Raw genomic sequence first — 25,920 nt, forward strand, 5'->3', positions numbered from 1 at the left:
TCGACGGATCGAACAAGCACGGACACCGCGAGGTGTCCGTTGCTTTTTGTGGAGCGCTCTTTGTCGCGAGGAGGGCGCGAATCCGCGCCCTCATGACCGCCGTTTGAGGTTGCTAAATGTACTTCAGAACCGCCACACCGCCGAGACGCTGTAGATGTCCTGCATGTCGGACTGGTCGGTGGCGAAGTCGAGCTGGAAGCTCGGGAACGCGATGCCGAATCCGGCCGAGTAGTGCACTTCGTCGTGGCCGGTGGAGAACAGGATCGCGTTGGCGCGCACTTCGCCGCTGGCGTCGTTGGCGTCCAGGCCCGGGTCGAGTTTCGAGCGCAGCGTGTGGCGGGTTTCGTTCCAGATGCCGGCGCGCAGCGACACCGGATATTTCATCTCGGAGAAGAAGTACTCCACGCCCAGGCGCGGCTCGAACACGTCGTCCGCCTTCACCGTGCGCGCCACGGCGGACTGGAATTGCGAGGCGACGAAGTCCGGCAGTTCGGTGCCGGCGGGGATCACCGTCGTGGTGCCGTCGCCGTTGTCGAATTCGATGTCGATCTGGGTCGTGAGCGTCAGCGGGTCGCCGGGGTTGTTGAGGAACGCGGTGTCCACCGAGTTCGTCAGGTTGGAATAGTTGATGCGATTGAGGTCGAGGTTGATCGAGAGGTTGTCGTTCGGACGCCAGTTGAAACCGAGCCCGAACATGTCCGGCGCCTCGAATCGAGAGCGTTTGTCGGCGAGCGTCTGGCCGGTGAACACGCCGGCGCCGAGCAGGTCGCGCTGGAAGGCCGCGCCGGCGACATTGGTGGCGCGGTAGTCGAACTCCGGCGCGCTGCGGTAGGCCAGGCCAATGTTGAACTGCGGCGACACGCGGAACATCACGCCGAGGTTGAAGCCGATGTCGTTGTCCTGGCCGTTCTGGCGCTGGGTCGAGACCAGATCGTCGGGATTGCCCGCGGTGGCGGCGGCAAAACGCGCGGTGCTCGAGGCGATGTCGAAGTCGTAGTACGACAGGCCGGCGCCCAGCGCGATCACGTCGTTGACGTCGACGCCGACGCTGACGCCGTAGTTGACGATCTCAAGATCCGTGCGCGCATCGTACGGAAACAGGAAGAATTCCAGATCGTCGACGAGGAATCCGGTCGGATTGGTGCGGTAGCTCGATTCGTAGTTCACCAGTTCGTGCCGGTACAGCGCGATCGACCAGCCTTCGCGCGGCAGCACCCAGGAGAGGAACGAGACGCCGTTGACCGAATCGGACGCGCTGCCGTAGTCGACGCCGGAAATGCCGCCGCGCGGACCGAACTCGGCGAAGCCGCCGTTGGCGAATGGCGTATCGACCTCCTGGCGCCGTCCTTCGATCGAGACCTGCTGTTCGAGTCCCAGGCCGGTGAGCCCGGCCGGATTGGTGTAGGCCGCGGTGGCGTCGTCGGCGAGGCCGAGGAACGCGCCTCCCATGCCCAGGCTGCGCGCGCCCGGGTTGGAGAAACTGAAAGGAATGCCGGCGTTGTTCTCGACATTGGTGATCGCCGCGGCGGAGCCGCAGCCGGCCAGCAGGACGAGGGCAACGGCGCGGGGGAGGGCACGGGGGCTCATGGAACTCTCCAGGCAGGTTGTAGGGCGAGTTTACGCCCGGAATTAACGGAATTTGAATGGTGCGGGCGGACCTGGCGGGTTGTGCCGGCCGCGGCGGACGGCGCGCCGGGTGCCCGCCGTCCCGGTGCATATGCGCAAAACGGAGCGATTTCGTGTCACCGCCGGGCCGACTGCGCCGCCTCGCACAGAGGAACGCCGCAAGGCGTCCGGATGCGTCAGCGCCGTCGGCCGTCACATCGCGCCCGCCGCATGGTCATGAGGGGGCGGCGGCAGCGCGCGGGCCGCTCGGGGCATCGGCTAAGATCCGCGTTCGAAACCACCTTCGGGACACCACTGAAATGACCATCTTCATCTGGGTGCTGCTCGCCTTCGTGGTGATCACGATCATCAAGGGCGTGCGCTCGGTGCCGCAGGGCTACGAATACACGGTCGAACGTTTCGGCCGCTACACCCACACGCTGACGCCGGGCCTGGGGTTCATCATCCCGTGGATCGACGCCATCGGCCGCAAGATGAACATGATGGAGCAGGTGCTGGACGTGCCGAGCCAGGACGTCATCACCAAGGACAACGCCGTGGTGAAGGTGGACGGCGTGGTGTTCTTCCAGGTGCTCGACGCCGCCAAGGCCGCGTACGAAGTGGCGCAGCTGGAAATCGCGATCCTCAACCTCGTGATGACCAACATCCGCACCGTGCTCGGTTCGATGGACCTCGACGAATCGCTGTCCAAGCGCGACGAGATCAACTCGCGCCTGCTCTCGGTGGTGGACCACGCGACGAATCCGTGGGGACTCAAGGTCAACCGCATCGAGATCAAGGACATCCAGCCGCCGCGCGACCTCATCGATTCGATGGCGCGCCAGATGAAGGCCGAGCGCGAGAAGCGCGCCAACATCCTCGAAGCCGAGGGCTTCCGTGCCGCCGCCATCCTCAAGGCCGAGGGCGAGAAGCAGGCCGCCGTGCTCGACGCCGAAGGCCGCCGCGAAGCCGCGTTCCGCGACGCGGAAGCGCGCGAACGCCTGGCCGAGGCCGAGGCGCGCGCCACCACGATGGTCTCCACCGCCATCGCCGAGGGCGACGTGCAGGCGGTGAACTATTTCGTCGCGCAGAAATATGTCGAGGCACTGCGCGAGTTCGCCACCTCGCCGAACCAGAAGACGCTGCTGCTGCCGATGGAAACCACCGGCATCCTCGGCTCGCTCGCCGGCATCGCCGAACTGGTGCGCGGCGATGCGCCCAGGCCGGTGCCGCCGCCGAAGGCAGCGGCGCCGCGTGCGCCGGACATGTCGCGTGTCACCACGCAGCCGGTTCCGCCGCGGGTGCCGCAGGGCTGACGGCAGCGCGCGCCGCGGCCGGCGTGCCGCCACACGTTTCGCCACAGGGAGATCGTCATGCACTGGCTGGATTCGCAATGGTTCTGGTGGGCCACCGCGCTGGCCCTGTTCGCGCTGGAGGCGATCGCGCCGGGCACGTTTTTCCTCTGGCTGGGGTTCGCCGCGCTCGGCACGGGACTCGTGCACGTGCTGGTGCCCTCGCTCGGCGTCGCGGGCCTGTGGATCGTGTTCGCCATCCTGTCGCTGGCATCGGTGTGGGCGGGATGGGAAGTGCGCAAGCGCCGCGCGCCGCGCAGCTCCGACCAGCCGCTGCTCAATCGCCGCGCCGCGCAATTGATCGGTCGCGTGTTCCCGCTCGACACGCCGATCGAGAACGGCCGCGGCCGGCTCAAGATCGACGACGCGTTCTGGATCGCCGAAGGTCCGGAGTTGCCGTCGGGCACGCGCGTGCGCGTGGACGCGGTCGACGCGATGACCTTGCGCGTGAGCGCGGTGGACTGAGCGGGCAACGCGCCGAGCGGGCGGTGCCGCGGCATTGCCCTGGCAAATGAGAATGACTATCATCTTTCGGTCATTCGATCGAAAGGATGCGCCATGCGCCTGCTTGTCACCGCCGCCCTGCTGCTCGCGGCCTCCGGCATCGTCCGCGGCGCGGACGAACTCATCGTGTATTCGGAGCGGCAGGAACCGCTGATCAAGCCGATGTTCGATACCTACACCGCCGAAACCGGCGTGAAGATCCGCTACCTCACCGATTCGGCGCCGGTGCTGATCGAGCGACTGGCGGCCGAAGGCGAGGCCACGCGCGCCGATCTCTTCATGTCGGTGGACGCCGGCAACCTGTGGCAGGCGGCCGAGCGTGGACTGCTGGCGAAGACCTCGTCGCCTGTGATCGATGCGGCGATTCCCTCGAACCTGCGCGATCCGGACGGGCAGTGGGTGTCGCTGTCGCTGCGTGCGCGCACCATCGTGTATTCGACCGAGCGCGTGAAGGCGACGGATCTGTCGACCTACGAGCAGTTGGCCGAGCCGGTGTGGAAGGGGCGTCTGTGCCTGCGTTCGTCGAAGAAGGTCTACAACCAGTCGCTGACCGCGACGATGATCGCGCGCCTCGGCGCGGAGAAGACCGAAGACGTGCTGCGCGGCTGGGTGGCCAATCTCGCCGCGCCGCCCTTCGCCGACGACACCCAGCTGATCAACGCCATCGCCGCCGGGCAGTGCGACGTGGGCCTGGTCAACACCTACTACCTCGGTCGCCTGATCAAGAACGACGCCGACCTGCCGGTGACCGTGTTCTGGCCGAACCAGAACGATGCCGGCGTGCACGTGAACGTGTCCGGCGCCGGAATCACGAAACATTCGAAGCACAAGGAACAGGCGCAGAAGCTGTTGGAATGGCTGGCGTCGGACGAAGCGCAGGACGAATTCGCGCGCCTGAATTTCGAATTCCCGGCCAAGCCCGGCATCGGCGTCGACCCGATCGTCGCGGCGTGGAGCACCTTCAAGGCCGATCCGGTGAACGTGGTCGAGGCCGGGCGGCGGCAGGCGGATGCGGTGAAGTTGATGGATCGGGCGGGGTGGAAGTGAGTCGATTCGGATTGTCGTAGCGCGGACGCGTGGCGCAGGGCGCCGGGCAGCTGTTTGCCGAGTAGAACGTCGTAGCGCTCTGCGGATGTCGACGGAGTCCGGCAAGGTCTATCCGCTTCAATCCGTCATTCCCGCGAATGCGGGAATCCAGTGCCCCTTCTTGGTTTTCCCGCTTAAAGAAGCTCAAACCGAGCAGAGGCACTGGATTCCCGCATTCGCGGGAATGACGATGTTAGGTTGATGTGGTAACTGGGTAGCGTGCTTCGTTGAGATACGGCCACACCCAACCCAAGCATGAAACAGCCATCACGGCGACAATGCGCTCACATGGCACTCGACGCTTCCTCTCGATGAGCACCACCGCCGGCCCCACACGCCTCGCCGCGTGGCTGCTCGCCCTGCCGATGATCGCGCCGCTGTTGCTGCTCGCTGCCAGCTGGCGCGATCCGCAACCCGCCGTCTGGGCGCACCTGCGCGACGTCGTGCTCACCGACGTGCTGCTCAACACCGCAGCGCTCGCCGTCCTCGTCGTCCTTCTCGTCTCCGTCCTCGGCGTCTCGCTCGCCTGGTTGTCCGCGCGCTGCGACTACCCCGGCCGCCGCTGGCTCGACTGGGCCCTCGTGCTGCCGCTCGCCATGCCCGGTTACGTCGCCGCCTTCGCCTACGTCGGCCTGTTCGACTACGCGGGTCCGGTGCAATCGACATGGCGCGCACTGAGCGGATCCCGCGCCGCTCTCGTCGACATCCGCAGCCTCGGCGGCGCCGCCGTCGTGCTGTCGCTGGTGCTGTATCCCTACGTCTATCTCGTCGTCCGCGCCGCCTTCCTGAAACAGGGCGCCGCCGCCTTCGACGCCGCGCGTTCGCTCGGTCATTCGCCGTGGCGTGCCTTCGTCCGCGTCGCGCTGCCGTTGGCACGCCCCGCATGGATCGCCGGCGTCTCGCTCGCGCTGCTCGAAACGCTCGCGGACTTCGGCGCCGTTTCCATCCTGGGCGTCGACACCTTTACCACCGCCATCTACAAGGTGTGGTTCGGCCTGTATTCGCTGCCCGGCGCCGCGCAGCTGGCGTGCGTGTTGCTGTTGCTGGTCTCCGGCGTGCTGCTGCTCGAACGGTTCACGCGCGGCCGCGGGCGCGTGGCCGAGCGCAGCCTGCGCGCGATGCCGCGCCTGCGCCTGCGTGGCGCGCGCGCGTGGGGCGCCACCACGTTTGCCGTGCTCGTCTTCGGTTTCGGCTTCGTGTTGCCGGTCGCTCGTCTGGTGCAATGGGCGATCGCCGCCGGCGCATGGCCCGACGGTCTCGGCGAAGTCGCCACCAACACCGCACTCATCGGTGCCACCGTCGCCGGCGTGGTGCTGGTGATCGGCCTCGCGTTCGCGCTGCTCGAACACCGCCGCCCGCACGACCGCTGGCTGCGCGCCCCCGTCTTCATCGCCAACCTCGGCTACGCCGTCCCCGGCACCGTGCTGGCGGTGGCGAGCATGCTGTTGCTGCTGCGCGCCGAACACGCACTCGCCGCCTCGCTGGGGTGGACCGTGGCGCTCTCGTCCAGCGTCGCCGCCATGGTGGTGGCACTGACGCTGCGCTTCCTGCGGGTCGGCCACGACACCGTCGAATCGGGCCTGCACGCGCTGCGCCCGGACCTGCTCGAATCCGCCCGCCTGCTCGGCGCCGGTCCGTGGCGTCGCCTGCACCGCATCGTGCTGCCGCTGCTGCGTCCGAGCCTGCTCGCCGCGCTGCTCCTGGTGCTGGTGGAAACGATGAAGGAAATGCCCGCCACCCTGATGCTGCGCCCGTTCGGCTGGGACACGCTCGCGGTGAAGATCCACGGCTACACCGCCGAAGGCCTGTGGGAGCAGGCCGCGTGGCCGGCGCTGCTGCTGATCGGCATCGGCCTGCTGCCGGTGTGGCTGCTGGTGCGTCGGAGCGGGGATTTGTGATTCGGGATTGGTGATTCGGGATTGGTGATTCGTGATTCGCTCCGGGATTCCGCACGCGTGCACGTAGCGGCTCTTGCGAATCTCGAATCTCGAATCTCGAATCTCGCCCCCGACTCCCGACTCCCCGGCCTCTCCTATAATCCGCGTTTCCCCGCACCGGACCGGACCATGACCCGCAAGACCGTACTCAACGACACCCACCGCGCCCTCGGCGCGAAGATGGTCGACTTCGGCGGCTGGGACATGCCGATCAGTTACGGCTCGCAGATCGAGGAACACAAACTCGTGCGCAGCGACGCCGGCATGTTCGACGTCTCGCACATGACCGTGATCGACCTGTCCGGCGCCCGCACGCGCGACTTCCTGCGCTACCTGCTCGCGAATTCGGTCGACAAGCTCACCAAGCCAGGCAAGGCGCTGTACTCGTGCATGCTCAACGAACGCGGCGGCGTGATCGACGATCTCATCGTCTACTTCCTGCGCGAGGACTTCTTTCGCCTCGTGGTGAACGCCTCCACGCGCGACAAGGATCTGGCATGGATCGAACGCCACGCCACCGCGTTCGGCGTGAGCGTCACCGAACGCCCCGAACTGGCGATGATCGCCGTGCAGGGCCCGCAGGCACGGATCAAGACGCTGGCGCTGCTCGCGCCCGAGAGCCGCGTGGCGGTCGAGAAACTCGGCAAGTTCGTGGCGTGCGAGGCAAAGGGATCGGACGGCGAGGATCTGTTCGTGGCGCGCACCGGCTACACCGGCGAGGACGGCTTCGAGATCGTGCTGCCGCAGACGCAGGCCGTCGCGTTCTGGGACCGGCTGCTCGGCGAGGGCGTGAAGGTCGCAGGTCTCGGCGCGCGCGACACCCTGCGCCTGGAAGCGGGCATGAACCTCTACGGCCAGGACATGGACGAGGACGTGTCGCCGTTCGAAGCGGGTCTTGCGTGGACGGTGGCGCTCGACGAAGGCCGCGACTTCATCGGCCGCGACGTGCTGGAGCGGCAGAAGGCGGGCGGTGCGCCGCGCCAGCTGATCGGCCTGGTGCTCGACGACAAGGGCGTGCTGCGTCACGGCCAGGCCGTGACGGCGGCATCGGGCACCGGCGAGATCCTCTCCGGCACGTTTTCGCCGTCGCTCGGCAAATCGATCGCCTTCGCGCGCGTGCCGGCGGGCGAGGTCGGCGCGGTGACGGTGGACATCCGCGGCCGCCAGGTGCCGGTGCGCGTGGTGAAGTACCCCTTCGTGCGCGACGGCAAGGCGGCGCCGGGCGTCGAAGGCTGAGCGCGACGCGTCGACCCCGTGCCGCGGTTCGCAGGGCCAAGGTACAATCCGCCGCGCCTGCGATCCGACCCCTTCCTGGAGCTTGAGCGATGAACGAAATTCCCGGCGATCTGAAGTTCCTGCGCTCGCACGAGTGGGCGCGCATCGACGACAACGGCCGCGTTACCGTGGGCATCTCCGAGCACGCCCAGGCCCAGCTCGGCGACCTGGTGTATGTGGAGCTGCCGGACCTCGGCGACCACGTCGACCAGGGCGCGGCGTGCGCGGTGGTGGAATCGGTGAAGGCCGCCTCGGACATCTACAGCCCGATCGCCGGCAAGGTGGTGGCGGTCAACGAGTCGCTGTCGGACAAGCCCGAAACCATCAACGAGGACGCCTTCGGCGACGGCTGGATCTTCACGATCGAGCCCGACGACGTGGGTCAGATGGAGGAGCTGCTGACCCCGGACGAGTACGCCGCGCTGCTGGAGGAAGAGGAACATTGATCGCGCCCCGGCGCATCGTCCGCATCGATTTTCCGGCCGCCTTGTGCGGCCGGAGTCGTTTCCGGCGACCGGAATCGGTGGCATCCGGCCGCGGGTAGGTCTGTGCGGAGGCGTCGTGGTCGGGGCGTCGTGGGCGGCAACCCGGCGAGCGCGTCGCCGGCATGTGCGATCGATCGTCGACCGATGCCTCCGCTGCATCTGCATCCGCGCACCGCGTACGCAGAGCGCGTGCATCGTCACGCCGGCGCGCGCCGCACGTCGATTTTTTTCGCGCACTTTTGCGCATTTGCGCTTGTGCGGCGCAGGAAATCCGCGCGCGCGCGACGCCGTGCGGAAAAAAAAGCGGGAACGATTCAGTCGCCGCGCGCGCACCGCGGCGGCATGCGAAGCGACCCTGCGGCAACGTCGCCGCTGCGCACCGCGCGTGTGCCCGACGCGGTGCGAGCCCTGTTTTTCCGTGCTCTTTTCGCAACGCGCGTGCGACACACGCGGCGGCGCACGCATGCATCGCGACGCGGCGCACGCGCCGTGGTGCACGTGCCGGCACCGGTCGCTTGCGTCGCGCTGCGCGCACGCGAAAAAAAGTTTGTGAAAGGTTGTTGACAGTCGCACAACGCATGTTTAGGTTTCGCGCAACTGAAGCTTCCAAGAGAAGCGGTGATTCGAGTCGACAACAAAGCGAGCGACGCACGCGACATCCATGTCGCGACGAACTCCACCCCGGTGGTTCGGGGCTCCGTCTCCTCCGAATTCCGCGCCGCGACCTTCGCGAAAGCCTCCCTTTTCTCCGAATACGACGCCCGGGTTCGAACGAGCCCGGGCGTTTTCGTATGCGGCGTGACGAGCGCCGTGCAGCAAGGGCGATAGCCCGCTGGGCAACTGTTCCACCAAAGCCAACTGACGAGGAGTTTCACCATGGCAATGAAGAAAGCGATGAAGAAGCCGGCCGCGAAGAAATCGCCGGCCAAGAAGGCCGCCAAGAAAACCGCCGCCAAGAAGGTCGCGAAGAAGAGCGCGGCGAAGAAGGCCGTGAAGAAGTCGCCGGCCAAGAAGGCCGCGAAGAAGGCGGTGAAGAAGAGCGCGGCAAAGAAGGCCGTGAAGAAGTCGCCGGCCAAGAAGGCTGCGAAGAAATCCGCCAAGAAGGCCGTGAAGAAGTCGCCGGCCAAGAAGGCTGCCAAGAAAGCCGCGAAAAAGCCCGCCGCCAAGAAGGCTGCGAAGAAACCCGCTGCGAAAAAGGCCGCGAAAAAGCCTGCCCGCAAGCCTGCCAAGAAGCCTGCCCCGATGATGCCGGCGGCTCCGGTGGCACCGGCCCTCTGAGGCCGGACGGCGCGAAACGCGCCCTGGACTCTCTCCCCGTTTGCCCAGGCGGGGAGAGAGGCCTTTCCGGAATCGATCGAACGCGCACTCGCGCCGCAAGCATTCCGACGGAGCCGACCCGTCCGCCGGCGCAGCCAGGCCGGACGTCACCCGAGCGATCTCATCTGACTCGACGTCAACCGATTCGACGTCCGCCGATTCGACCCCGCATCGACCTCATGTCCGCGTGCCGCCCTGCGTGGCTGTGATCGACACGGCGCGCGCCGCCGTCGATTCGAGCCGCCCGCAGGATCGGCGCGCCGCCCGCCACCGACCGGACGCCTGCGACTGCCGCGACATCCGACATCCGAAGCATCGAAGGGGTTCCCATGATGCGATGTCCGGGATCCGTCCTGCGGATCGGCATCGCGTGCCGCACGCACAGCCTGGCCGACCGATATGGCTCTTGCCTCGCGTCGTGCAGCCTCAGCCGCGCTTGCGCGTGCGCGTCTTGAAGCGGTCGAGCTCCAGCCAGTCCTGCTGCGGCAGGCCGAGGTAACGATCGAGCGCGGTCGGCAGCAGGCCGCTCGGCACCGCGCTTTCGCAGTTCCAGACCACGGCCATGCCGAAGCCGTTGTCCGGCAGGAACGCGATCATCGCGCGATACCCCTGCACCGCCCCGGCGTGATAGACGACGGTGTGACCGGCGTAGTCGTACACGCGCCAGCCCAGCGCATAGTGGGCGCCGCGCAGGCGTTCGCGGCGCCACGGCGAGGCCGTGGTTTCGCCCGGCGTCTCCACGAGCGGCGCCTGCACGCTCGCGAGCACGTCGTCGGACAAGACGTCCGGATACTCGCCCAGTTGCGCGCGCAACCACACCGACAGGTCGCGAATGCTGGCGTTGACGCCGGCCGCCGGCGGGATGCGGTAGTAGTTTTCCTTCGGCCGCACCGGCATCCAGCCGCCGCCGCGCGCCTTGACGTGCGGCCGTGCCCAGCTCGGACTTGCCTCCAGCGCTTCGCGACCGAAGGTGGCGCCGTACATGCCGAGCGGGTGGAAGATGCGCTTCTCGACCTGGTGCGAATAGAAGTCGCCGGTGGCCGCGAAGGTCATGTCGCCGATCAGGCTGAAGGCGATGTTCTGGTAGCTGTAGCACTGGCCCGCATCGCAGATCGGCTTGGCTTCGGCCAGGCGTGCGGCCAGCAGCGGATAGGGTTCGTCGTCCTCGAGCAGGCGGTCGTGCGTATTGTGCGGCAGGCCGACGCGGTGGCTGAGGATGTCCTTCACCGTCAGTGTCTGCGCCTGCTGCATGTTGCGCAGCTTGAAGGCGGGCAGGTGGTCGGCGATGCGCGTGTCCCAGCGCAGCGCGCCGTCCCGCACCAGCAGCGCGGTCAGCGTGCCGGCGAAGGCCTTCGACAGCGACGCGAGGCGAAACGCGGTGTCCGCGTCCACCGGGTCGCGCCGACCGACCTGCACCACGCCGAAGCCGCGTTCGAGCAGCACCTGGTCGTCCTGCACGATGGCGATCGCCATGCCGCTGACCTTGGCATCGTCGATGATGCGTTGCCCGAGCGCTTCGATGCGGGTGGCCAGCGCGCCCTGGTCGCGTTCGGACAGCAGCGCGCGGTGCGAGGCGGCGAGCGGGCGGGGTTGGCCCGCGTTGTCCGCCTGCGCCGTCGGCAGCAGCAGGGCCAGCAGCGTGGCGGCGAGCACGCCGCGCGTCACACGCGGCAGCGTCGGGAGTCTGACTATCGTACGCGGCATGTCCTGCGTATGCTTGGGTGCGTGATCGCATTCTAGCGCGGTTTTCGGCGGTGTTTTCCGCGCCCGCGCGCCGCTGCATTCATCACAGGAGACTCCCCATGACCTCGCTCTTGCTCTCGTTCGTCCTGCTGATCGTGGTGGCCGTGGTGCTCGGCGCCTGGGCGATCGGCATCTACAACGGCCTGATCCAGTCGCGCAACGGCTACAAGAACGCGTTCGCGCAGATCGACGTGCAGCTCAGCCGCCGCTACGACCTGATCCCGAACCTCGTCGAAACGGCCAAGGGCTACATGAGCCACGAGCGCGATACGCTCGAAGCGGTGATCCGCGCACGCGCCGCGGCGATGACGGGCCTGGGCGCCGCGAAGGCCAACCCGGGCGATCCGGCCGCGATGCAGCAGCTGGCCGGCGCCGAAGGCGGGCTCGGTGCCGCGCTCGGCCGGCTGATGGTGGTCAGCGAGGCCTATCCGGACCTCAAGGCCAACCAGAACATGATGCAGCTCACCGAAGAGCTGACCTCGACCGAGAACAAGGTCGCGTTCGCGCGCCAGGCCTACAACGACGCGGTGATGACCTACAACAACAAGCGCGAGGTGTTTCCGAACACCATCCTCGCCGGGATGTTCAACTTCCAGCCCGCTGCGCTGCTGGAAATCGCCGCCGACGAGGCGCACAAGCGCGAAGCGCCGAAGGTTTCGTTCGGCGGTTGAACGCGGTTTTCCACGCCGCGCCGGCATTGCCGGGCGGCGTGGCCGGTCCGGCGGCGGCGCCCGGCGTCGTCCCGCAGCGCAACGGAGCAGCGATGAATTTCTTCGAAGCCCAGGCCCGGGCGCGCAAGGCCTCCCGGCGGCTGGTCCTGCTGTTTGCGATCGCGGTGCTCGCGATCGTGGCGGTGATCGACGCGATCGTGCTGGCGGCGCTCGGTGTCGCCCGGCGCGGCGACGACGTGGAGCGCGCGGTCGGCGCGATGTCGATGGACGCCGTCGTCGGCGTCGTCGTTGTGACCTCGCTGATCACGCTCGCGGTCATCGGCATCGCCAGCCTCGTGCGCATCGGCAGCCTGCGTGCGGGCGGCAGCGCCGTGGCGCGCTCGATGGGCGGCACGCTGGTCAACGCCGACACCACCGACCTCAAGCTGCGCCGCCTGCGCAACGTGGTGGAGGAAATCGCGATCGCGTCCGGCACGCCGATGCCCGAGGTGTACGTGCTGGACCAGGAAGCGGGCATCAACGCCTTCGCCGCCGGCTACAGCGCCAACGACGCGGTGATCGCGGTCACCCGCGGCGCGCTGGAGCGGCTCAATCGGGACGAGCTGCAGGGCGTGATCGCGCACGAGTTCAGCCACGTCCTCAACGGCGACATGCGCCTCAACATCCGTCTGATGGGGCTGCTGTTCGGCATCCTCGTGCTCGGCATCGTGGGGCGCAAGGTGCTGGAGCATTCGCGCGGCGGGCGCGACTCCAGGAACATGGGTGTCATCCTGCTGGTGGCGCTGGGCATCATGCTGGTCGGCTACATCGGCGTGTTCTTCGGCCGCATGATCAAGGCTGGCGTGTCGCGCTCGCGCGAGTACCTGGCCGACGCGTCGGCGGTGCAGTTCACGCGGCAGACCGCCGGCATCGCAGGGGCGCTGAAGAAGATCGGCGGCCTGCCGGCGGGTTCCAGACTCGTCGCGGCCGACACCGAAGAGGTGAGCCACATGCTGTTCGGCGACGGCATCGGGTTCTCGTCGATGTTCGCCACGCACCCGCCGCTGCTCGATCGGATCCGCGCGCTGGACCGCAGCTTCCGCCCCGAGCAGCTCGGAGCGCTGGCAAAACGCTGGGCGCAGCACGTGCCGTCCGCAGCCGAGGAAGACCTCGCGCTCGGGTTTGCGCCGGACGGCAGCCGGCTCGCGTCCGACCCCTTGTTGCCGGACGGACGGGCCTCGGTCGTCGTGGATCCGCAACGCGTTGCCGCGCAGGTGGGCACGCCGGCTGCAGACGACTACCGCCGCGCCAGCGCCATCGGCGCGGCCATGCCGCAGGCCCTGCACGACGCCGCGCAACGCCAGGACCAGGCCATGGCGGTCGTGCTGGCCTTGCTGATCGACGGCGACGCCGCCATCGCCGCGCGCCAGCTGGCCGAGGTGGCCACGCGCATCGACGAGGACACCGCCGACACCGTGTCGCGCTGGCGACCGGCCACGCAGGCGCTGCACCCGATGCTGCGCCTGCCGCTGGCATCGCTCGCGTTTCCCGCGCTGCGGCGACGCCCGCGTCCGGAGCTCGAACGCTTTCTTGCGTGCGTCGACGTGCTGATCCATCTCGACGGCACGATCGGCCTGTTCGAGTACTGTCTTGCGAGCCTGCTGCGTCGGCAGACCGTCGAAGCGCTCGACCCCTCGCGCCATGCGCCGACCGGGCGGCGCAAGCTGGTCGAACTGCAGACCGAGCTGTCGGCGCTGTTCTCGATCGTCGCAAAACACGGGCACGACGATGCGGTTGCCGCGCAGCGCGCGTTCATCGTCGGCCTCGCGCAGGTGCTGCCGCACGACACGCTGCGGTATGCGCCGCCGGCCGACTGGGCGGCGGCGCTCGGTGCCGCGTTGCCGCGCCTGGACGCACTGGAGCCGCGTGGCAAGGAACTGCTGGTCGCGGGCCTGGTGGCGGCGATCTCGCAGGACGGCCGTGTCTCGCTCGCCGAAGCCGAGCTGCTGCGCATGATCTGCGCCGCCCTGCATTGCCCGCTGCCGCCGATGCTCGAGCGCTAGCTTTTTCCTTCTCCCCGCGGGAGAAGGTGCCGAAGGCGGATGAGGGCGCCACGTGGTGACGCGCCTCGACATTCCGCCACGCACGTGCGGCAGTGCTGCCTGGTGAGAGATCGCTGCACGCTGCGAGGTGGCGCCCTCATCCGCCCTGCCGGGCACCTTCTCCCGCCGGGAGAAGGGAAGTTCCGCGGCGAGCTTCGGCGAGGCGTCAGGCCGCAGCCGCGCCGACCGCGGATTCGCCCAGGATCAGATCCGCCACGCGCTCGGCGATCATCATCGTCGGCGCATTCGTGTTGCCGCCGATGAGGGTCGGCATCACCGATGCGTCCACCACGCGCAGGCCGTCCACGCCGCGCACGCGCAGCTGCGGGTCCACCACGGCGCCTGCATCGTCGCCCATCCGGCAGGTGCCGACCGGGTGGTAGATGGTCTCGGCCTTGTGCCGGATATAGTCGATCAGGTCCGCCTCGCTCGTGGTGTCCGCACCGGGGTAGATCTCCTCCCCGCGGTAGGGCGCGAACGCCGGCTGGGCGAGGAACTCGCGCGAGAGGCGCAAGGCTTCGAGCATCATCTTGAGGTCGAAGCCTTCGGGATCGCCGAGATAATTCGCATGGATGCGCACCTTGTCGCCCGCGCTCGGCGATGCCAGCCGCAGGCGACCGCGGCTGCGTGGCCGCAGCGCGCACGCGTGCAGCGTGTAGCCGTCGCCGGGCATGCGATGGCGGCCGTGGTCGTCGAGGAGGGCGGGTACGAAATGGAACTGCACGTCCGGACGCGCATCGGGGGCGAGGCGGCTGCGTACGAAGGCGCCGGCTTCGGCGATGTTGCTCGTGCCCGGGCCGCTGCGGTGCAAGTAGTAGCTCCAGGCGATCCGGAAGTCGCTGACGCGGTCGTAGGTGATCGGCTGCAGGCAGCGCTGCAGGGTGCAGATGTCGAGATGGTCCTGCAGGTTCTCGCCCACGTTCGGGCTGTCCACCTGCACCTTGATGTCGTGTTCGCGCAGGTGGTCGGCCGGGCCGATGCCCGACACCATCAGCAGCTGCGGCGAGTTCAGCGCGCCGCCGCACAGCAGCACTTCGCGCGCGGCGACGTGACAGTACGCCGCGCCGCCGGCCGAGTAGATCACGCCACGGGCGCTGCCGCGTTCGACCAGCAACTTGCTGACGCGCGCGCCGGTGACGACGGTGAGGTTGCGCCGACCGCGCACCGGCGCGAGGTAGGCGGCCGCGGCCGAACAGCGTGCGCCGTTGCGCTGCGTGACCTGGTAGAAGCCCGCGCCGTCCTGCGTGCTGCCGTTGAAGTCGTCGTTGCGTGGCAGGCCGGCCTGCTGCGCCGCTTCGATGAACGCGCTCGACAGCGGATTGGTGTAACGCAGGTCGCTGACGCCAAGCGGCCCGCTGCCGCCGTGCAGCGCGCTGTCGCCACGCGTGTTGCCCTCGGCGCGCTTGAACCACGGCAGCACGCCGTTCCAGTCCCAGCCGGTGGCGCCGCCCGCGGCCCAGTCGTCGTAGTCGGCCGGGTTCCCGCGCACGTAGCACATCGCGTTGATCGAGCTCGATCCACCCAACACCATCCCGCGCGGCCACCACAGACGACGGTTGTGCAGCTGTGCTTCGGGCTCGGTGCTGTAGTCCCAGTTGACGCCCTTCTTGCCGACGAGTTTTGCGATGCCGGCCGGCATGTGGATGAAGGGGTGCCAGTCGCGCGGGCCGGCTTCGAGCAGCAGCACGCGGATCTCCGGGCGCGCGCTCAGGCGATTGGCCAGCACGCAGCCGGCCGAGCCCGCGCCGACGATGATGTAGTCGTAGTCCTTGCGTTGCGGCGCGGCTGCGGTCACGGCGTGCGGTCGGTTGCGAGCGGATTGCCGATCGTGGTTGCGTGCGCTAGAGCTTTTGCTCTGCGGTCGCGCGACCGGTGTTGCTGCAACGCAGCGCTGGCATGCGGCGCGGGCGTCGGTTAACGTCCGCGCACGTCGTCCGCAGTGCCGATCCATGACCGAGCGTGCCGTCCACCGAATCCAGCACGTGCGCGACACGCTGCGCGAGTCGCCGCCGCTGCTGTGGGCGTTCCTGTATTTCTTTTTCCTGTTGACCGCGTACTACATCCTGCGTCCGGTGCGCGAGGCGATGGGTGCATCGCGCGATCTGGGCGCACTGTTCCCGCAGGCGATGATCGACTGGTTCGCCACGCGCGGCGTCGCGCTCGAGGAATTCGTGCTGCAGGTGCTGTTCACCTGCACGTTTTTCATCATGATCGCGCTGCAGCCGGTGTACGGCGCGCTGGTGAGCCGCTATCCGCGCCGGGTCTTCCTGCCGATCGTCTACGGCGTCTTCATCGCGTGCCTGCTGCTGTTCCATCTGGCCTTCGAGATGGAGCTGCCGGGTCGCGGCATGGCGTTTTTCCTGTGGTTGACGGTATTCAACCTGTTTGCGGTCACGGTGTTCTGGAGTTTCATGGCGGACGTGTTCGCCGATGTGGATGCGCGTCGCGTGTACGGCTACATCGGCGCCGGCGGCACGCTGGGTGCGATGCTCGGCCCCACGTTGACCAGCCTGCTGGTCGAGCGCGTGGGCATCGCGAACCTGCTGCTGGTCTCGGCCGTGTTTCTTGCGCTGTGCATCGTCTTCATCATGCAGTTGCGGCCGTATGCGGTGGCGCGCGAGCGGCGCCTGGGCCTTGCCAGCGGCGAGGTGCCGATGGGTGGCGAGATCATGGCCGGTCTCAAGCTGGTCGCGCGCGAGCCGCTGCTGCGTGCGCTCGCCGTGCTGATGATTTTCGGCGTGGGTGTGGGGACGCTGCTCTACAACGAGCAGAACGCGATCGCGCGCGCGGCCTACGCCACGAACGATGCGGCCACGGCGTTCTTCAGCCGCATCGATCTTGCGATCAATACCCTCACGCTCGTCATCCAGCTCGGGCTGACGCGCTGGCTGCTGTCGCGCTACGGCGTGGCACCCGCGCTGCTGATTCCGGCGTTCGCGATCCTGCTCGGCTTCTCGCTGCTGGCGGCGTCGCCGCTGCCGATCCTTGTATGGATGGTGCAGGTGGCCACGCGCGCCGGCGAGTTTTCGCTGGCAAAACCGGCGCGCGAGACGATCTACACGCGGGTGCCGCGCGAATGGCGCTACAAAGCAGGTGCAGCGATCGACACCGTGATCTACCGTGCCGGCGACGTGACGTTTGCGTGGGTCTACAAGGGTCTGGCGGTGTTCGGGTCCGCCGCGGTGTTCGGCGTCGGGGCGCTGGTGGCGCTGGGCATGACCGTCGGTGCGTGGCGCGTGATCCGCGCACAGGCGCGGCTGCCCGCCACGCCGCGCGATGCGCCCGCTAGCGACGCGGCGACACCCACATGAGGATGCGGGCGCGGAACACGATCTCGTCGGCAGCATCGCGCACCTGCACGTTCACGGGCAGGTCGTAGCCGGCCACGGCGTCGGTCGGGGCGAACTCCGGCGTCGCCATGCCGCGCAGGCGGCCGACCGCCTTCTTCACGTACTCGACCTGCATGCCTTTCGGAATCCAGCGCATGCTGCCGGGAATCGAAGCGTCGGTCATCAGCCCGGCGGTGAGCTCGGCGAGATTGCACAGTGCGATCGCGTGCACGGTGCCGATGTGGTTGTGCACCGCGCGGCGGTCGGGAATCGTGGCCTCGCAGCGGCCAGGTTCGAGCACGTCGATGTGCGGGCGGATCGTGCCGAAGTAGGGTGCCTTGAAGCAGACCAGGCGACTGAACAGCCAGATGCCGAGCGGCAAACGGGCGAGGCGGCGGTGCAGGGCGAGGACGGAGGGCATGGTTGGACTCGATTCTTTTGCTCGTCGTCCCGGCGAAGGCCGGGATCCAGCGGCGTTGCTTGGTGTTGATGTTGGCAGAACCACGTCGCCGGATCCCGGCCTTCGCCGCGATGACGATGGGGGACAGAAGGCAGTGAGGTGCTGCGTGACGGTGACGTGGAGGCGACTCGTCGCAGGCGTCCGCTAGGCGGCCAGCAACGGCCACGCGAACAGCACCGCGCCGAGCGCGAACAACACCGACAGGACATGCAGTCCCCAGTGGTTGAAACGCAAAAAGAGGGCCTGTTCGATCAACCGCCCGAGCCAGAACAGCGACATCGCGCCCAGCAAGCAGTGCCCGAGGCGCGTTCCGAGCAGATCGTCGGCGAGGAAAAAGCACGCCGCGGCGACCGCGAGGAACACATAGGTCAGGCGCAGGTTGAGGATCTGCGTCACCGCGCGTGTTGCCACCGAACAGCTCCGCAGGTCGCGCGGCCAGTCGAACAATCGCCAGAACGCGAGGTGGAACAGGGCAAACCCGAGGCTGTGCACGCCGCAAAGCCAGATCGGCAGACGTTCGTCCACGACCTGGCTCCGCCTGTGTCCGGCCTCAGGCCGCGGCGCGGCCGCGTCGCGCGGCTTCGGCCTCGGCGTGGGTGGCGGCGATGAGCTCGTGGTGTTCGAAATCGTCCACCGAGATCGCATCGAGCGTGATCGCCTGCAGCTCGCGCAGAAGCTCCGCCTCGTCCGCGCCGATGACGCCCTTGAGCTGCGCCTCGTGCAGCTGCGATTCGAACTCGCGTGCGGTGATGTCGCCGGCCTTCACCGCCTTGAGGAACTTGCGTTCCACCGGTTCGGCCGCAACCACCTTCGGCAGCGCCGCGTTGATGCGCCCGGCCGGGTTCAACGCGCCCGGCGTCAGGAAGGCACCGTTGCCGAGGCGATCGCGCGTGTCGCTGGGCGTGAGCAGCAGCGCGGCAATGCGGTGACCGAGGCGGTCGCTCGGCGCGGTGGCGCGGCGGCCCCACGGAAACACCAGCATCCACAGCAGGTAACCGACCGGACGGATCGGGAAGTTGCGCAGCGCGCCGGAGAGCGCGAGTTCGATCTTGTGGTTGACGTCGTGCAGCGCCCACGCCAGCAGCGGCTGGTCGCCGGCCGGGCGGCCCGCATCCTCGTAGCGCTTGAGCATCGAGCTTGCGATGTAGAGCTGGCTCAGCACGTCGCCCAGGCGCGCCGACAGCGACTCCTTGAACTTGAGCTTGCCGCCGAGCGTGAGCATCGAGGTATCCGCCACCAGGGCGAGGTTGGCCGAGTAGCGGTTGAGCTTGCGGTAGAAGCGGCGCGTGTATGCATCGCCCGGCACCTTGCCGAACGCCGCGCCGGTGAGCCCGAGCACCAGGCTGCGCACTGCGTTGGAGATCGCGAAGCCGATGTGGCCGAACAGGTTGCGGTCGAATTCCTTCAGGCGGGTGGCCGAGTCCGGATGCTGGGCGGCCTCCATTTCCTTCAGCACCCACGGATGGCAGCGGATCGCGCCCTGGCCGAAGATCATCAGGCTGCGCGTCATGATGTTGGCGCCTTCCACCGTGATGGAAATCGGCGCCGCCTGCCAGCCGCGGCCGGCGTAGTTCTTCGGTCCGAGGATCACGCCCTTGCCGCCGAGCACGTCCATCACGTCCTTGCCCACTTCACGGCCGAGTTCGGTGCAGTGGTACTTGGCGATGGCCGACGGCACCGCCGGCTTTTCGCCACGGTCCACCGCAGCGGCCGTGGCGCCCGACAGCGCGCTCGCCGCATACGTGTGGCCCGCGATGCGCGCGAGCGCCTCCTCCACGCCTTCGAAGCGGCCGATCGACAGGCCGAACTGCTTGCGGATGCGCGCATACGCACCGGTGGCCAGCGCACCGATCTTCATCGCGCCGCTGGCGGTGGACGGCAGCGTGATCGCGCGGCCCACCGAGAGGCACTCCACCAGCATGCGCCAGCCGTGGCCGATGTAATCCTCGCCGCCGATCAGCGCCGACAGCGGCAGGAACACGTCGCGGCCGCGCACCGGACCGTTCTGGAAGGTGCAGTTGAGCGGGAAGTGGCGACGGCCGACCTGCAGCCCCGGCGTTTCGCGCGGCATCAGTGCGAGCGTGATGCCGCGATCGCTCTGGTCGCCGAGCAGCTTGTCCGGGTCGTACAGGCGGAACGCGAGACCGATGACGGTCGCCACCGGCGCCAACGTGATGTAGCGCTTGTCGAAGGTGAGCTTGACGCCGAGCACGCGCGCGCCGTTCCACTCGCCTTCGCAGACGATGCCGTAGTCCGGAATCGAGGTCGCGTCGGAGCCCGCGCTCGGTCCGGTGAGCGCGAAGCACGGAATCTCGCGCCCGTCGGCGAGGCGCGGCAGGTAGTGGTTCTTCTGCTCGTCGGTGCCGTAGTGCAGCAGCAGCTCGGCCGGGCCGAGCGAGTTCGGCACGCCGACGGTGGACGAGAGCACGCTCGAGATCGACGCCAGCTTCTGGATCACGCGCGAGTGGCCGGTGGCGCTGAAGCCCAGGCCGCCGTATTCCTTCGGGATGATCATGCCGAAGAACTTGTTCTTGCCCAGGTACTCCCACAGCTCCGGCGGCAGGTCGGCGCGGACGTGGGTGATGTCCCAGTCGTTGGTCATCTTGCAGGCCTCTTCCACCGGCCCGTCGAGGAAGGCCTGCTCGGCCGCGGTGAGTTCGGGCTTCGGCTGCGCCAGCAGGTCGCGCCACTTCGGCATGCCGGAGAACAGCTCGCCCTCGAAGCCGACGGTGCCGGCCTCGAGCGCGGTTTTTTCGGTGTCGGAGAGCTGCGGCAGCATCCGGGTGTAGATCTTCAGCAGCGGCGCGGTGATCTTCGCGCGGCGGATGCCGGTGTGCAGCAGCGGGACGGCGACCGCGGCGTATAGCACGGCGGCCACGGTGGTGGCGATCCAGTGCGAGAAGAACGCCGCGATGACGAGGCCCGCGACGCTGAGTGCGGCCCACGTCTTGAGCGAGACGCGGTAGTACGCCGCGATCAGCCCGGCGAGCAGCAGGGCGAGGAAGGGCAGCACGAGACTCATGGCGAAACTCCCTGGGAGGGTGCGGTGCGTGCGCCGCCCGGGGCCGAGGCACCGGGCAGCGCGGTGAGGAAATCGAGGATGGCCTGGGTGAACGCGTCGTTGCTGTCGCCCACTACCATGTGGGTCGCGTCTTCGATGCGCACATGCCGGGCATGCGGCACCAGGTCCATGAAATGCGCGACGGTGGCGTCGGAGACCAGATCGCTGCGTCCGCCGCTGACCAGCAGCACGGGGATGCCGATGCGGCGCGCGGCCTCGGCCAGCATGGGCTGGTAGCGGTCTGCGTGGCGGGCGACTTCGTCCACCAGGCGCGGATCCCAGTGCCAGCGCCAGCGGCCGTCGGGGCGCCGTACCAGCAGCCGTGCGAGTTCGTCGGGCGTCTTGCGGCGGGGGCGATGCGGCAGGTACCGCGCGATTTCGTCCGCGGCGTGATCGAGGCTGCCGAAGCCGTCCGGGTGCGCGCTCATGAAACCGAGGATGCGCTCGACGCCCTGCGGTTCCCAGCGGGGCGTCACGTCGACCAGCACCAGGGCCGAAAACAGTGGGGCGGTCGCGTGGCCTTCGGCGAACAGGCCGAGCAGTCCGCCCATCGACGCACCGACCAGCACCGGGCGTGGCGGCAGGGTGAGTGCCAGATCGACCGCATCGTCGATGAACTGCTCCATCGAATAAGCCGCGTCGGCCGCGTTCCACGGACTGTCGCCGTGGCCGCGCGCGTCGAACGCCAGGCCGGCGAAACCCGCCGCCGCCAGCCGCGCAGCGCTCGCGCTCCAGGCCTGGCGAGTCTGGCCGAAGCCGTGGGCGTAGAGGATCGACGGCTGCGCGGGATTGCCGGGGAAGCGGTCGCTCGCGAGCGCGGTCGGCAACGGCGCGGGGACGTGCGTCCCGTGGGCGGTTGCGGCGGCGGACACGCGATGGCGGGCGGCAGATACCATACGGGGCAGTATTGTATTGTCTGGCGCCGCTGTCAATACGCATGCGTATGGTTGCTTGTGTCCTGCGGCAATGGCCGGAGCATGTGGTTGGCCTGGGCCAAACCGGCCGCCCCGTCGGCACGATTTTTTCCTTCTCCCGGCGGGAGAAGGTGCCGAAGGCGGATGAGGGACGAGCGCGGCAGCCACCTCGACATCAAGCGTGCGACGCCCGTCCCTCATCCGGCTGCCGCCACCTTCTCCCGGCGGGAGAAGGAATTCTCCGCTGGAGGGGTGCGCTGGCGTGCGGCACCGCTCGGCGCCGCCGCCCGTTGCAAACCCCCGGCACCCGTTTAGACTCCCCCGATGCCTGCCGCCGACAAGAAACTCGAACGCGCCCCGCGCCTGTCCGCCGACGATTGGGCGCGCGGCGCGCTCGATCTCATCGCCGAAGACGGCGTGGCCGCGGTCGCGGTGGAGCCGCTGGCGCGCCGGCTGGGTGTCACCAAGGGCAGCTTCTACTGGCATTTCCCGTCGCGCGACGCCCTGCTCGGCGCGGCGCTGGCGCGCTGGGAAACGGTGGAACTCGACGAGATCTTCAACCGCGTCGAAGCCGTCGAGGACCCGCGCGACCGCCTGCGCGAGCTGTTCCGCCGCGTCGCGCACGAGGTGCGTTCGCACACCATCTATTCCGAACTGCTCAAGGCGCTCGACCATCCGGTGGTGCAGCCGGTGATGCAGCGCGTCTCCAAGCGCCGCCTCGACTATCTGATGCTGGCCTTCCGCCAGGTCGGCATGGCGCGCGCCGATGCCCAGCACCGTGCCCGCCTGGCCTATGCCGCCTACGTCGGCTTCCTGCAGCTCTCGTTGCAGCTCGGGCAACCGCGTCTGCATCACGACGAGTTCGATGCCTATGTCGAGCACGTGATGGCGACGCTGATTCCGCAGGGCTGACCTGCTTCGGCGGCGGATTTTTCGATTCGCCGCCGGCGCAGCGCGGCGTGCACGGCCAGACGCTGGTGCAGCGGTGTCATCCGCCGCGCCGCCGCGCCGCGTTCCGCGCAGTTCGGTCGCGCCCCGCCCGCGGGCTGCGTAACGCGCGCTCCGGATGTGTCGGACCGCAACCCCGGCACCATCGGGCTGTAAACGATTACAGCTCCCGGCCACCGCCGCGCGCGCCTTGCGTGCCCACGGACGCGCCGTTACCGTCCCGCGCCTTCGCTGCCGCCGGTCGCTCTGCGCCGCCGCGGCACCCACGACACGAGACAGACCGATGACGACCACCCTCGCCACGCTGGCCCGCTGGGTCGACGACGTCGCCCGCCTGACCCGGCCCGATGCCATCCACTGGTGCGACGGCTCCGACGCCGAGGCGCGTTCGCTCGAAGCCGCGATGCGTGAGAGCGGCGATCTGATCGCGCTCAATCCCGACAGCCATCCGGGCTGCCACCTGCACCGCTCGCATCCGTCGGACGTGGCGCGCGTCGAACATCTCACCTTCGTCTGCACCACCGACGCGGACGATGCCGGCCCGAACAACCACTGGATGGCGCCGGCCGACGCGCACGCGAAGATCGATGCGCTGTTCGACGGCTGCATGCAGGGCCGCACGCTGTACGTGGTGCCGTACTGCATGGGCCCGATCGACTCGCCGCTGTCGCGCTGCGGCGTGGAGATCAGCGACAGCCCGTACGTGGTCGCCAACATGCGCCTGATGACGCGCATGGGCGCGGCGGCGCTCGCGCGCATCGAGCGCGAGGGGACGTTCGTGCGTGGGCTGCACTCGACCGGCGAGCTCGATCCGGCGCGCCGTTTCATCATGCATTTCCCGGAGGAGCTGACGATCAAGTCGTTCGGCTCCGGCTACGGCGGCAACGCGCTGCTCGGCAAGAAGTGCCACGCGCTGCGCATCGCCAGCCACCAGGCGCGGCAGGAAGGCTGGCTGGCCGAGCACATGCTCATCGTCGGCATCCGCAATCCGGCGGGCGTGACGCGCTACATCGCCGCGGCGTTTCCGAGCGCCTGCGGCAAGACCAACCTCGCGATGCTGATTCCGCCCAAGGCCTACCGCGATGCCGGCTGGGAGGTGTTCACCATCGGCGACGACATCTGCTGGATGCAGCCGGGTGCGGACGGCCGCCTCTACGCGATCAATCCCGAAGCCGGCTACTTCGGCGTGGCGCCGGGCACCAGCGCGAAGACCAATCCGAACGCACTGGCGATGCTCGACCGCAACGCGATCTTCACCAACGTCGGGCTCACCGCCGACGGCCAGCCGTGGTGGGACGGTCTGCCCGGCGTGCCGGCGTTCGACTGGCAGGGCCGCCCGTACGATCCGGCGAACGGTCCGGCCGCGCATGCCAACGCACGGTTCACGGTCAGCGCCAGGCAATGCCCGAGCTGGTCGCCGGAGGCCGAGAATCCGCACGGCGTGCCGATCGACGCCATCGTGTTCGGCGGGCGGCGCGAATCGCTGGTGCCGCTGGTGTTCGAGGCGCGCGACTGGACGCACGGCGTGCTGGTCGGTGCCGGCATGGCGTCCGAAACCACGGCCGCGGCCACCGGCGCCGTCGGCGTGGTGCGGCGCGATCCGATGGCGATGAAGCCCTTCTGCGGCTACAACTTCGCCGAGTACTTCGCGCACTGGCTGTCGTTCGACAGGCCCGGTGCGAAGTTGCCGAAGATCTTCCACGTGAACTGGTTCCGCAAGGGCGACGACGGCGCGTTCCTGTGGCCCGGGTTCGGCGACAACATGCGCGTGCTCGAGTGGATCCTCGCGCGCTGCGCGGGCACGGCGGGCGCGGACCGAACGCCGATCGGCGCCGTGCCGCGCGCGCAGGACCTCAATCTCGACGGGCTCGCGCTGCCGCCCGCCGCCCTGGACGTGCTGCTGGAGGTGGACGCAGACGGCTGGCGCGAGGAGATGCACGCGGTCGGCGCGTATCTGGCGAGCTTCGGCGCACGCGTCCCGCAACGCCTGCTCGACGAGGCCGCGCGTGTGGCAGGCGCGCTCGGCACGGCGGCCGCCCCGGCTTAAACCCTCCGGCGGTGCGAGGCATCGAAGGGACTATGCTGCTCGCCACGTCCCTTCCCGATCTTGCACCGCCGATGTCCGCAGTCGCCGTCGACGACGACCTCGCCCTGGTGCAACGCGCCGCCGGCGGCGAGGTGTCCGCGTTCGAAATCCTGTATCGCCGCCACGTGCGGCGCATCCACGGCGTGGTCTGGCGGCTGGTGGGCGGGGTCGAGGCGCGCGCCGAGGAACTCACGCAGGATGCCTTCGTCAAAGCCTGGCAGGCCCTGCCCGGGTTCCGCGGCGACAGCGCCTTCTCGACTTGGTTGCACCGGCTGGCGGTGAACACCGCGCTGATGGACCTGCGCAGCCGTGTCGGCGCCGAGGCGCTGGAAACCGATGACAGCGCGCTCGAACACATGCGCGCCCCCGGCGGCTCGCAGGCGCTCGGCATCGATCTGGAGCGCGCCGTGGCGACACTGCCGCCGCGCGCCCGCGCGGTGCTGGTGCTGTACGACGTGGAAGGCTGGAAGCACGAGGAGATCGCCGCCGAGCTCGGCATGGCGGTCGGAAGTTCCAAGGCACAGTTGCATCGCGCGCGCGGCCTGTTGCGGCGCGTGCTGGGAGACACGCCATGAGCAAGACACCGTTCGACGACGATCTGTCGCTGCGCCGCGCGCTGCGCGCGTTGCCGCCCGAGCGCGACCCGGCGCACGACCTGTGGCCCGGCATCGCCGGACGGTTGCCGCCGCGCGCCGCACGCACGCGGCGCCGCTGGCGCATGCCGCTGGCGTTCGCCGCCGCTGCCGCGCTTGCGCTGGTGGCCGTGCTCGCGCTGCGGGTCGCGCCGCTGCCGAGCCCGGCGCCGCGCAACGATCTGGTCCAGCGCGAGGCCGACGCGATCTCGCGCGAATACACCGCCGCATTCGCGCAGTTCGGCCCGCTGCCGCCGCCGCTGCAGCCGGCCGCCGACGAGCTCGATCGCAGCGCGTGGGCGATCCAGCAGGCGCTGCGCGAACAGCCCGACGCGACCTTCCTGCTGACCCGCCTGCGCAGCACCTACGACCAGCGCCTGCGCCTGTCGCAGCGGCATGCGCTGAGCTGATCCTTCGATTTCACCGCACGACGC

21 protein-coding genes are annotated in these 25,920 nt (G+C 68.8%); 14 read left to right on the forward strand and 7 right to left on the reverse strand.

All coding sequences use genetic code 11. From position 1 onward, the window contains the following. Positions 1-123: 123 nt before the first annotated feature. Positions 124-1,587: an OmpP1/FadL family transporter gene (locus HNQ52_RS11770; protein WP_183961368.1), complete on the reverse strand. Its 1,464-nt coding sequence runs from the start codon at positions 1,585-1,587 to the stop codon at positions 124-126. 338 nt (positions 1,588-1,925) lie between these two features. On the opposite strand from HNQ52_RS11770, the gene HNQ52_RS11775 reads away from it, so the two are divergent. The 7 genes from HNQ52_RS11775 to HNQ52_RS11805 all read left to right on the forward strand — a co-directional run bounded on the left by HNQ52_RS11775 (position 1,926) and on the right by HNQ52_RS11805 (position 9,522). After that, positions 1,926-2,921, forward strand: a complete 996-nt coding sequence (locus HNQ52_RS11775; RefSeq protein ID WP_183961369.1) for an SPFH domain-containing protein — start codon at positions 1,926-1,928, stop codon at positions 2,919-2,921. A 57-nt stretch (positions 2,922-2,978) separates the two neighbouring features. Then, positions 2,979-3,422, forward strand: a complete 444-nt coding sequence (locus HNQ52_RS11780; RefSeq protein ID WP_183961370.1) for an NfeD family protein — start codon at positions 2,979-2,981, stop codon at positions 3,420-3,422. A 93-nt stretch (positions 3,423-3,515) separates the two neighbouring features. Continuing rightward, positions 3,516-4,508 (forward strand): extracellular solute-binding protein, encoded by a 993-nt coding sequence (locus HNQ52_RS11785; protein WP_183961371.1) that lies wholly within the window; start codon positions 3,516-3,518, stop codon positions 4,506-4,508. A gap of 350 nt (positions 4,509-4,858) precedes the next feature. Continuing rightward, positions 4,859-6,445: an ABC transporter permease gene (locus tag HNQ52_RS11790; RefSeq protein ID WP_183961372.1), complete on the forward strand. Its 1,587-nt coding sequence runs from the start codon at positions 4,859-4,861 to the stop codon at positions 6,443-6,445. 168 nt (positions 6,446-6,613) lie between these two features. Next, a complete protein-coding gene (gene gcvT, locus HNQ52_RS11795) occupies positions 6,614-7,720 on the forward strand; it encodes a glycine cleavage system aminomethyltransferase GcvT (protein ID WP_183961373.1) in 1,107 nt (368 codons plus the stop codon). Positions 7,721-7,809: 89 nt separating this feature from the next. After that, positions 7,810-8,205, forward strand: coding sequence for a glycine cleavage system protein GcvH (gene gcvH, locus HNQ52_RS11800; RefSeq protein ID WP_183961374.1), 396 nt, complete (start codon positions 7,810-7,812; stop codon positions 8,203-8,205). 933 nt (positions 8,206-9,138) lie between these two features. Then, positions 9,139-9,522 carry a hypothetical protein gene (locus HNQ52_RS11805; RefSeq protein ID WP_183961375.1) on the forward strand — a complete coding sequence of 128 codons (384 nt, stop codon included), beginning with the start codon at positions 9,139-9,141 and terminating at the stop codon, positions 9,520-9,522. 465 nt (positions 9,523-9,987) lie between these two features. Here HNQ52_RS11805 and HNQ52_RS11810 read toward each other — a convergent pair whose 3' ends face one another. After that, positions 9,988-11,265 (reverse strand): serine hydrolase domain-containing protein, encoded by a 1,278-nt coding sequence (locus tag HNQ52_RS11810; RefSeq protein WP_183961376.1) that lies wholly within the window; start codon positions 11,263-11,265, stop codon positions 9,988-9,990. A 98-nt stretch (positions 11,266-11,363) separates the two neighbouring features. Here HNQ52_RS11810 and HNQ52_RS11815 point away from each other — a divergent pair, with 98 nt between their 5' ends. Continuing rightward, on the forward strand, positions 11,364-11,975 hold the full coding sequence (locus HNQ52_RS11815) for a LemA family protein (protein WP_183961377.1): 612 nt from the start codon (positions 11,364-11,366) through the stop codon (positions 11,973-11,975). Between the two features lie 92 nt (positions 11,976-12,067). After that, positions 12,068-14,017 carry a M48 family metallopeptidase gene (locus HNQ52_RS11820; protein ID WP_183961378.1) on the forward strand — a complete coding sequence of 650 codons (1,950 nt, stop codon included), beginning with the start codon at positions 12,068-12,070 and terminating at the stop codon, positions 14,015-14,017. A 205-nt stretch (positions 14,018-14,222) separates the two neighbouring features. On the opposite strand, the gene HNQ52_RS11825 is transcribed toward HNQ52_RS11820, so the two are convergent. Further along, positions 14,223-15,851, reverse strand: coding sequence for a GMC family oxidoreductase (locus tag HNQ52_RS11825; RefSeq protein ID WP_343059342.1), 1,629 nt, complete (start codon positions 15,849-15,851; stop codon positions 14,223-14,225). A gap of 154 nt (positions 15,852-16,005) precedes the next feature. Here HNQ52_RS11825 and HNQ52_RS11830 point away from each other — a divergent pair, with 154 nt between their 5' ends. Then, positions 16,006-17,367, forward strand: a complete 1,362-nt coding sequence (locus HNQ52_RS11830; protein WP_183961380.1) for an NTP/NDP exchange transporter — start codon at positions 16,006-16,008, stop codon at positions 17,365-17,367. Here the strand turns inward: HNQ52_RS11830 and HNQ52_RS11835 are convergent. The 4 genes from HNQ52_RS11835 to HNQ52_RS11850 form a co-directional block, all read right to left on the reverse strand. Next, entirely contained in the window at positions 17,342-17,806 is a 465-nt protein-coding gene (locus tag HNQ52_RS11835) for a hotdog fold domain-containing protein (RefSeq protein ID WP_183961381.1), read from the reverse strand. The two genes, HNQ52_RS11830 and HNQ52_RS11835, sit on opposite strands and share 26 nt — an antisense overlap. A gap of 183 nt (positions 17,807-17,989) precedes the next feature. After that, positions 17,990-18,370, reverse strand: a complete 381-nt coding sequence (locus tag HNQ52_RS11840) for a hypothetical protein (RefSeq protein WP_183961382.1) — start codon at positions 18,368-18,370, stop codon at positions 17,990-17,992. Positions 18,371-18,395: 25 nt separating this feature from the next. Further along, complete coding sequence (locus HNQ52_RS11845; protein ID WP_183961383.1) at positions 18,396-20,867, reverse strand: acyl-CoA dehydrogenase; 2,472 nt, start codon at positions 20,865-20,867, stop codon at positions 18,396-18,398. Next, complete coding sequence (locus tag HNQ52_RS11850; RefSeq protein ID WP_425486500.1) at positions 20,864-21,814, reverse strand: alpha/beta fold hydrolase; 951 nt, start codon at positions 21,812-21,814, stop codon at positions 20,864-20,866. The genes HNQ52_RS11845 and HNQ52_RS11850 overlap by 4 nt, the downstream gene beginning before the upstream one ends. A gap of 330 nt (positions 21,815-22,144) precedes the next feature. Between HNQ52_RS11850 and HNQ52_RS11855 the strand changes: the two genes are divergently transcribed. The 4 genes from HNQ52_RS11855 to HNQ52_RS11870 all read left to right on the forward strand — a co-directional run bounded on the left by HNQ52_RS11855 (position 22,145) and on the right by HNQ52_RS11870 (position 25,896). Beyond that, positions 22,145-22,732, forward strand: coding sequence for a TetR/AcrR family transcriptional regulator (locus HNQ52_RS11855; protein ID WP_183961385.1), 588 nt, complete (start codon positions 22,145-22,147; stop codon positions 22,730-22,732). 319 nt (positions 22,733-23,051) lie between these two features. Next, a complete protein-coding gene (locus tag HNQ52_RS11860) occupies positions 23,052-24,815 on the forward strand; it encodes a phosphoenolpyruvate carboxykinase (GTP) (protein WP_183961386.1) in 1,764 nt (587 codons plus the stop codon). 35 nt (positions 24,816-24,850) lie between these two features. Beyond that, the gene (locus HNQ52_RS11865) at positions 24,851-25,429 is read left to right on the forward strand and encodes an RNA polymerase sigma factor (protein ID WP_425486501.1); all 579 of its coding nucleotides are present in this window, start codon (positions 24,851-24,853) and stop codon (positions 25,427-25,429) included. Then, positions 25,426-25,896 (forward strand): hypothetical protein, encoded by a 471-nt coding sequence (locus HNQ52_RS11870; protein WP_183961388.1) that lies wholly within the window; start codon positions 25,426-25,428, stop codon positions 25,894-25,896. Before HNQ52_RS11865 ends, HNQ52_RS11870 begins: the two co-directional genes overlap by 4 nt. Positions 25,897-25,920: the final 24 nt, after the last annotated feature.

The sequence above is a fragment of the Chiayiivirga flava genome (genome assembly GCF_014202825.1).
Taxonomy (GTDB): Bacteria; Pseudomonadota; Gammaproteobacteria; order Xanthomonadales; family Xanthomonadaceae; genus Chiayiivirga; species Chiayiivirga flava.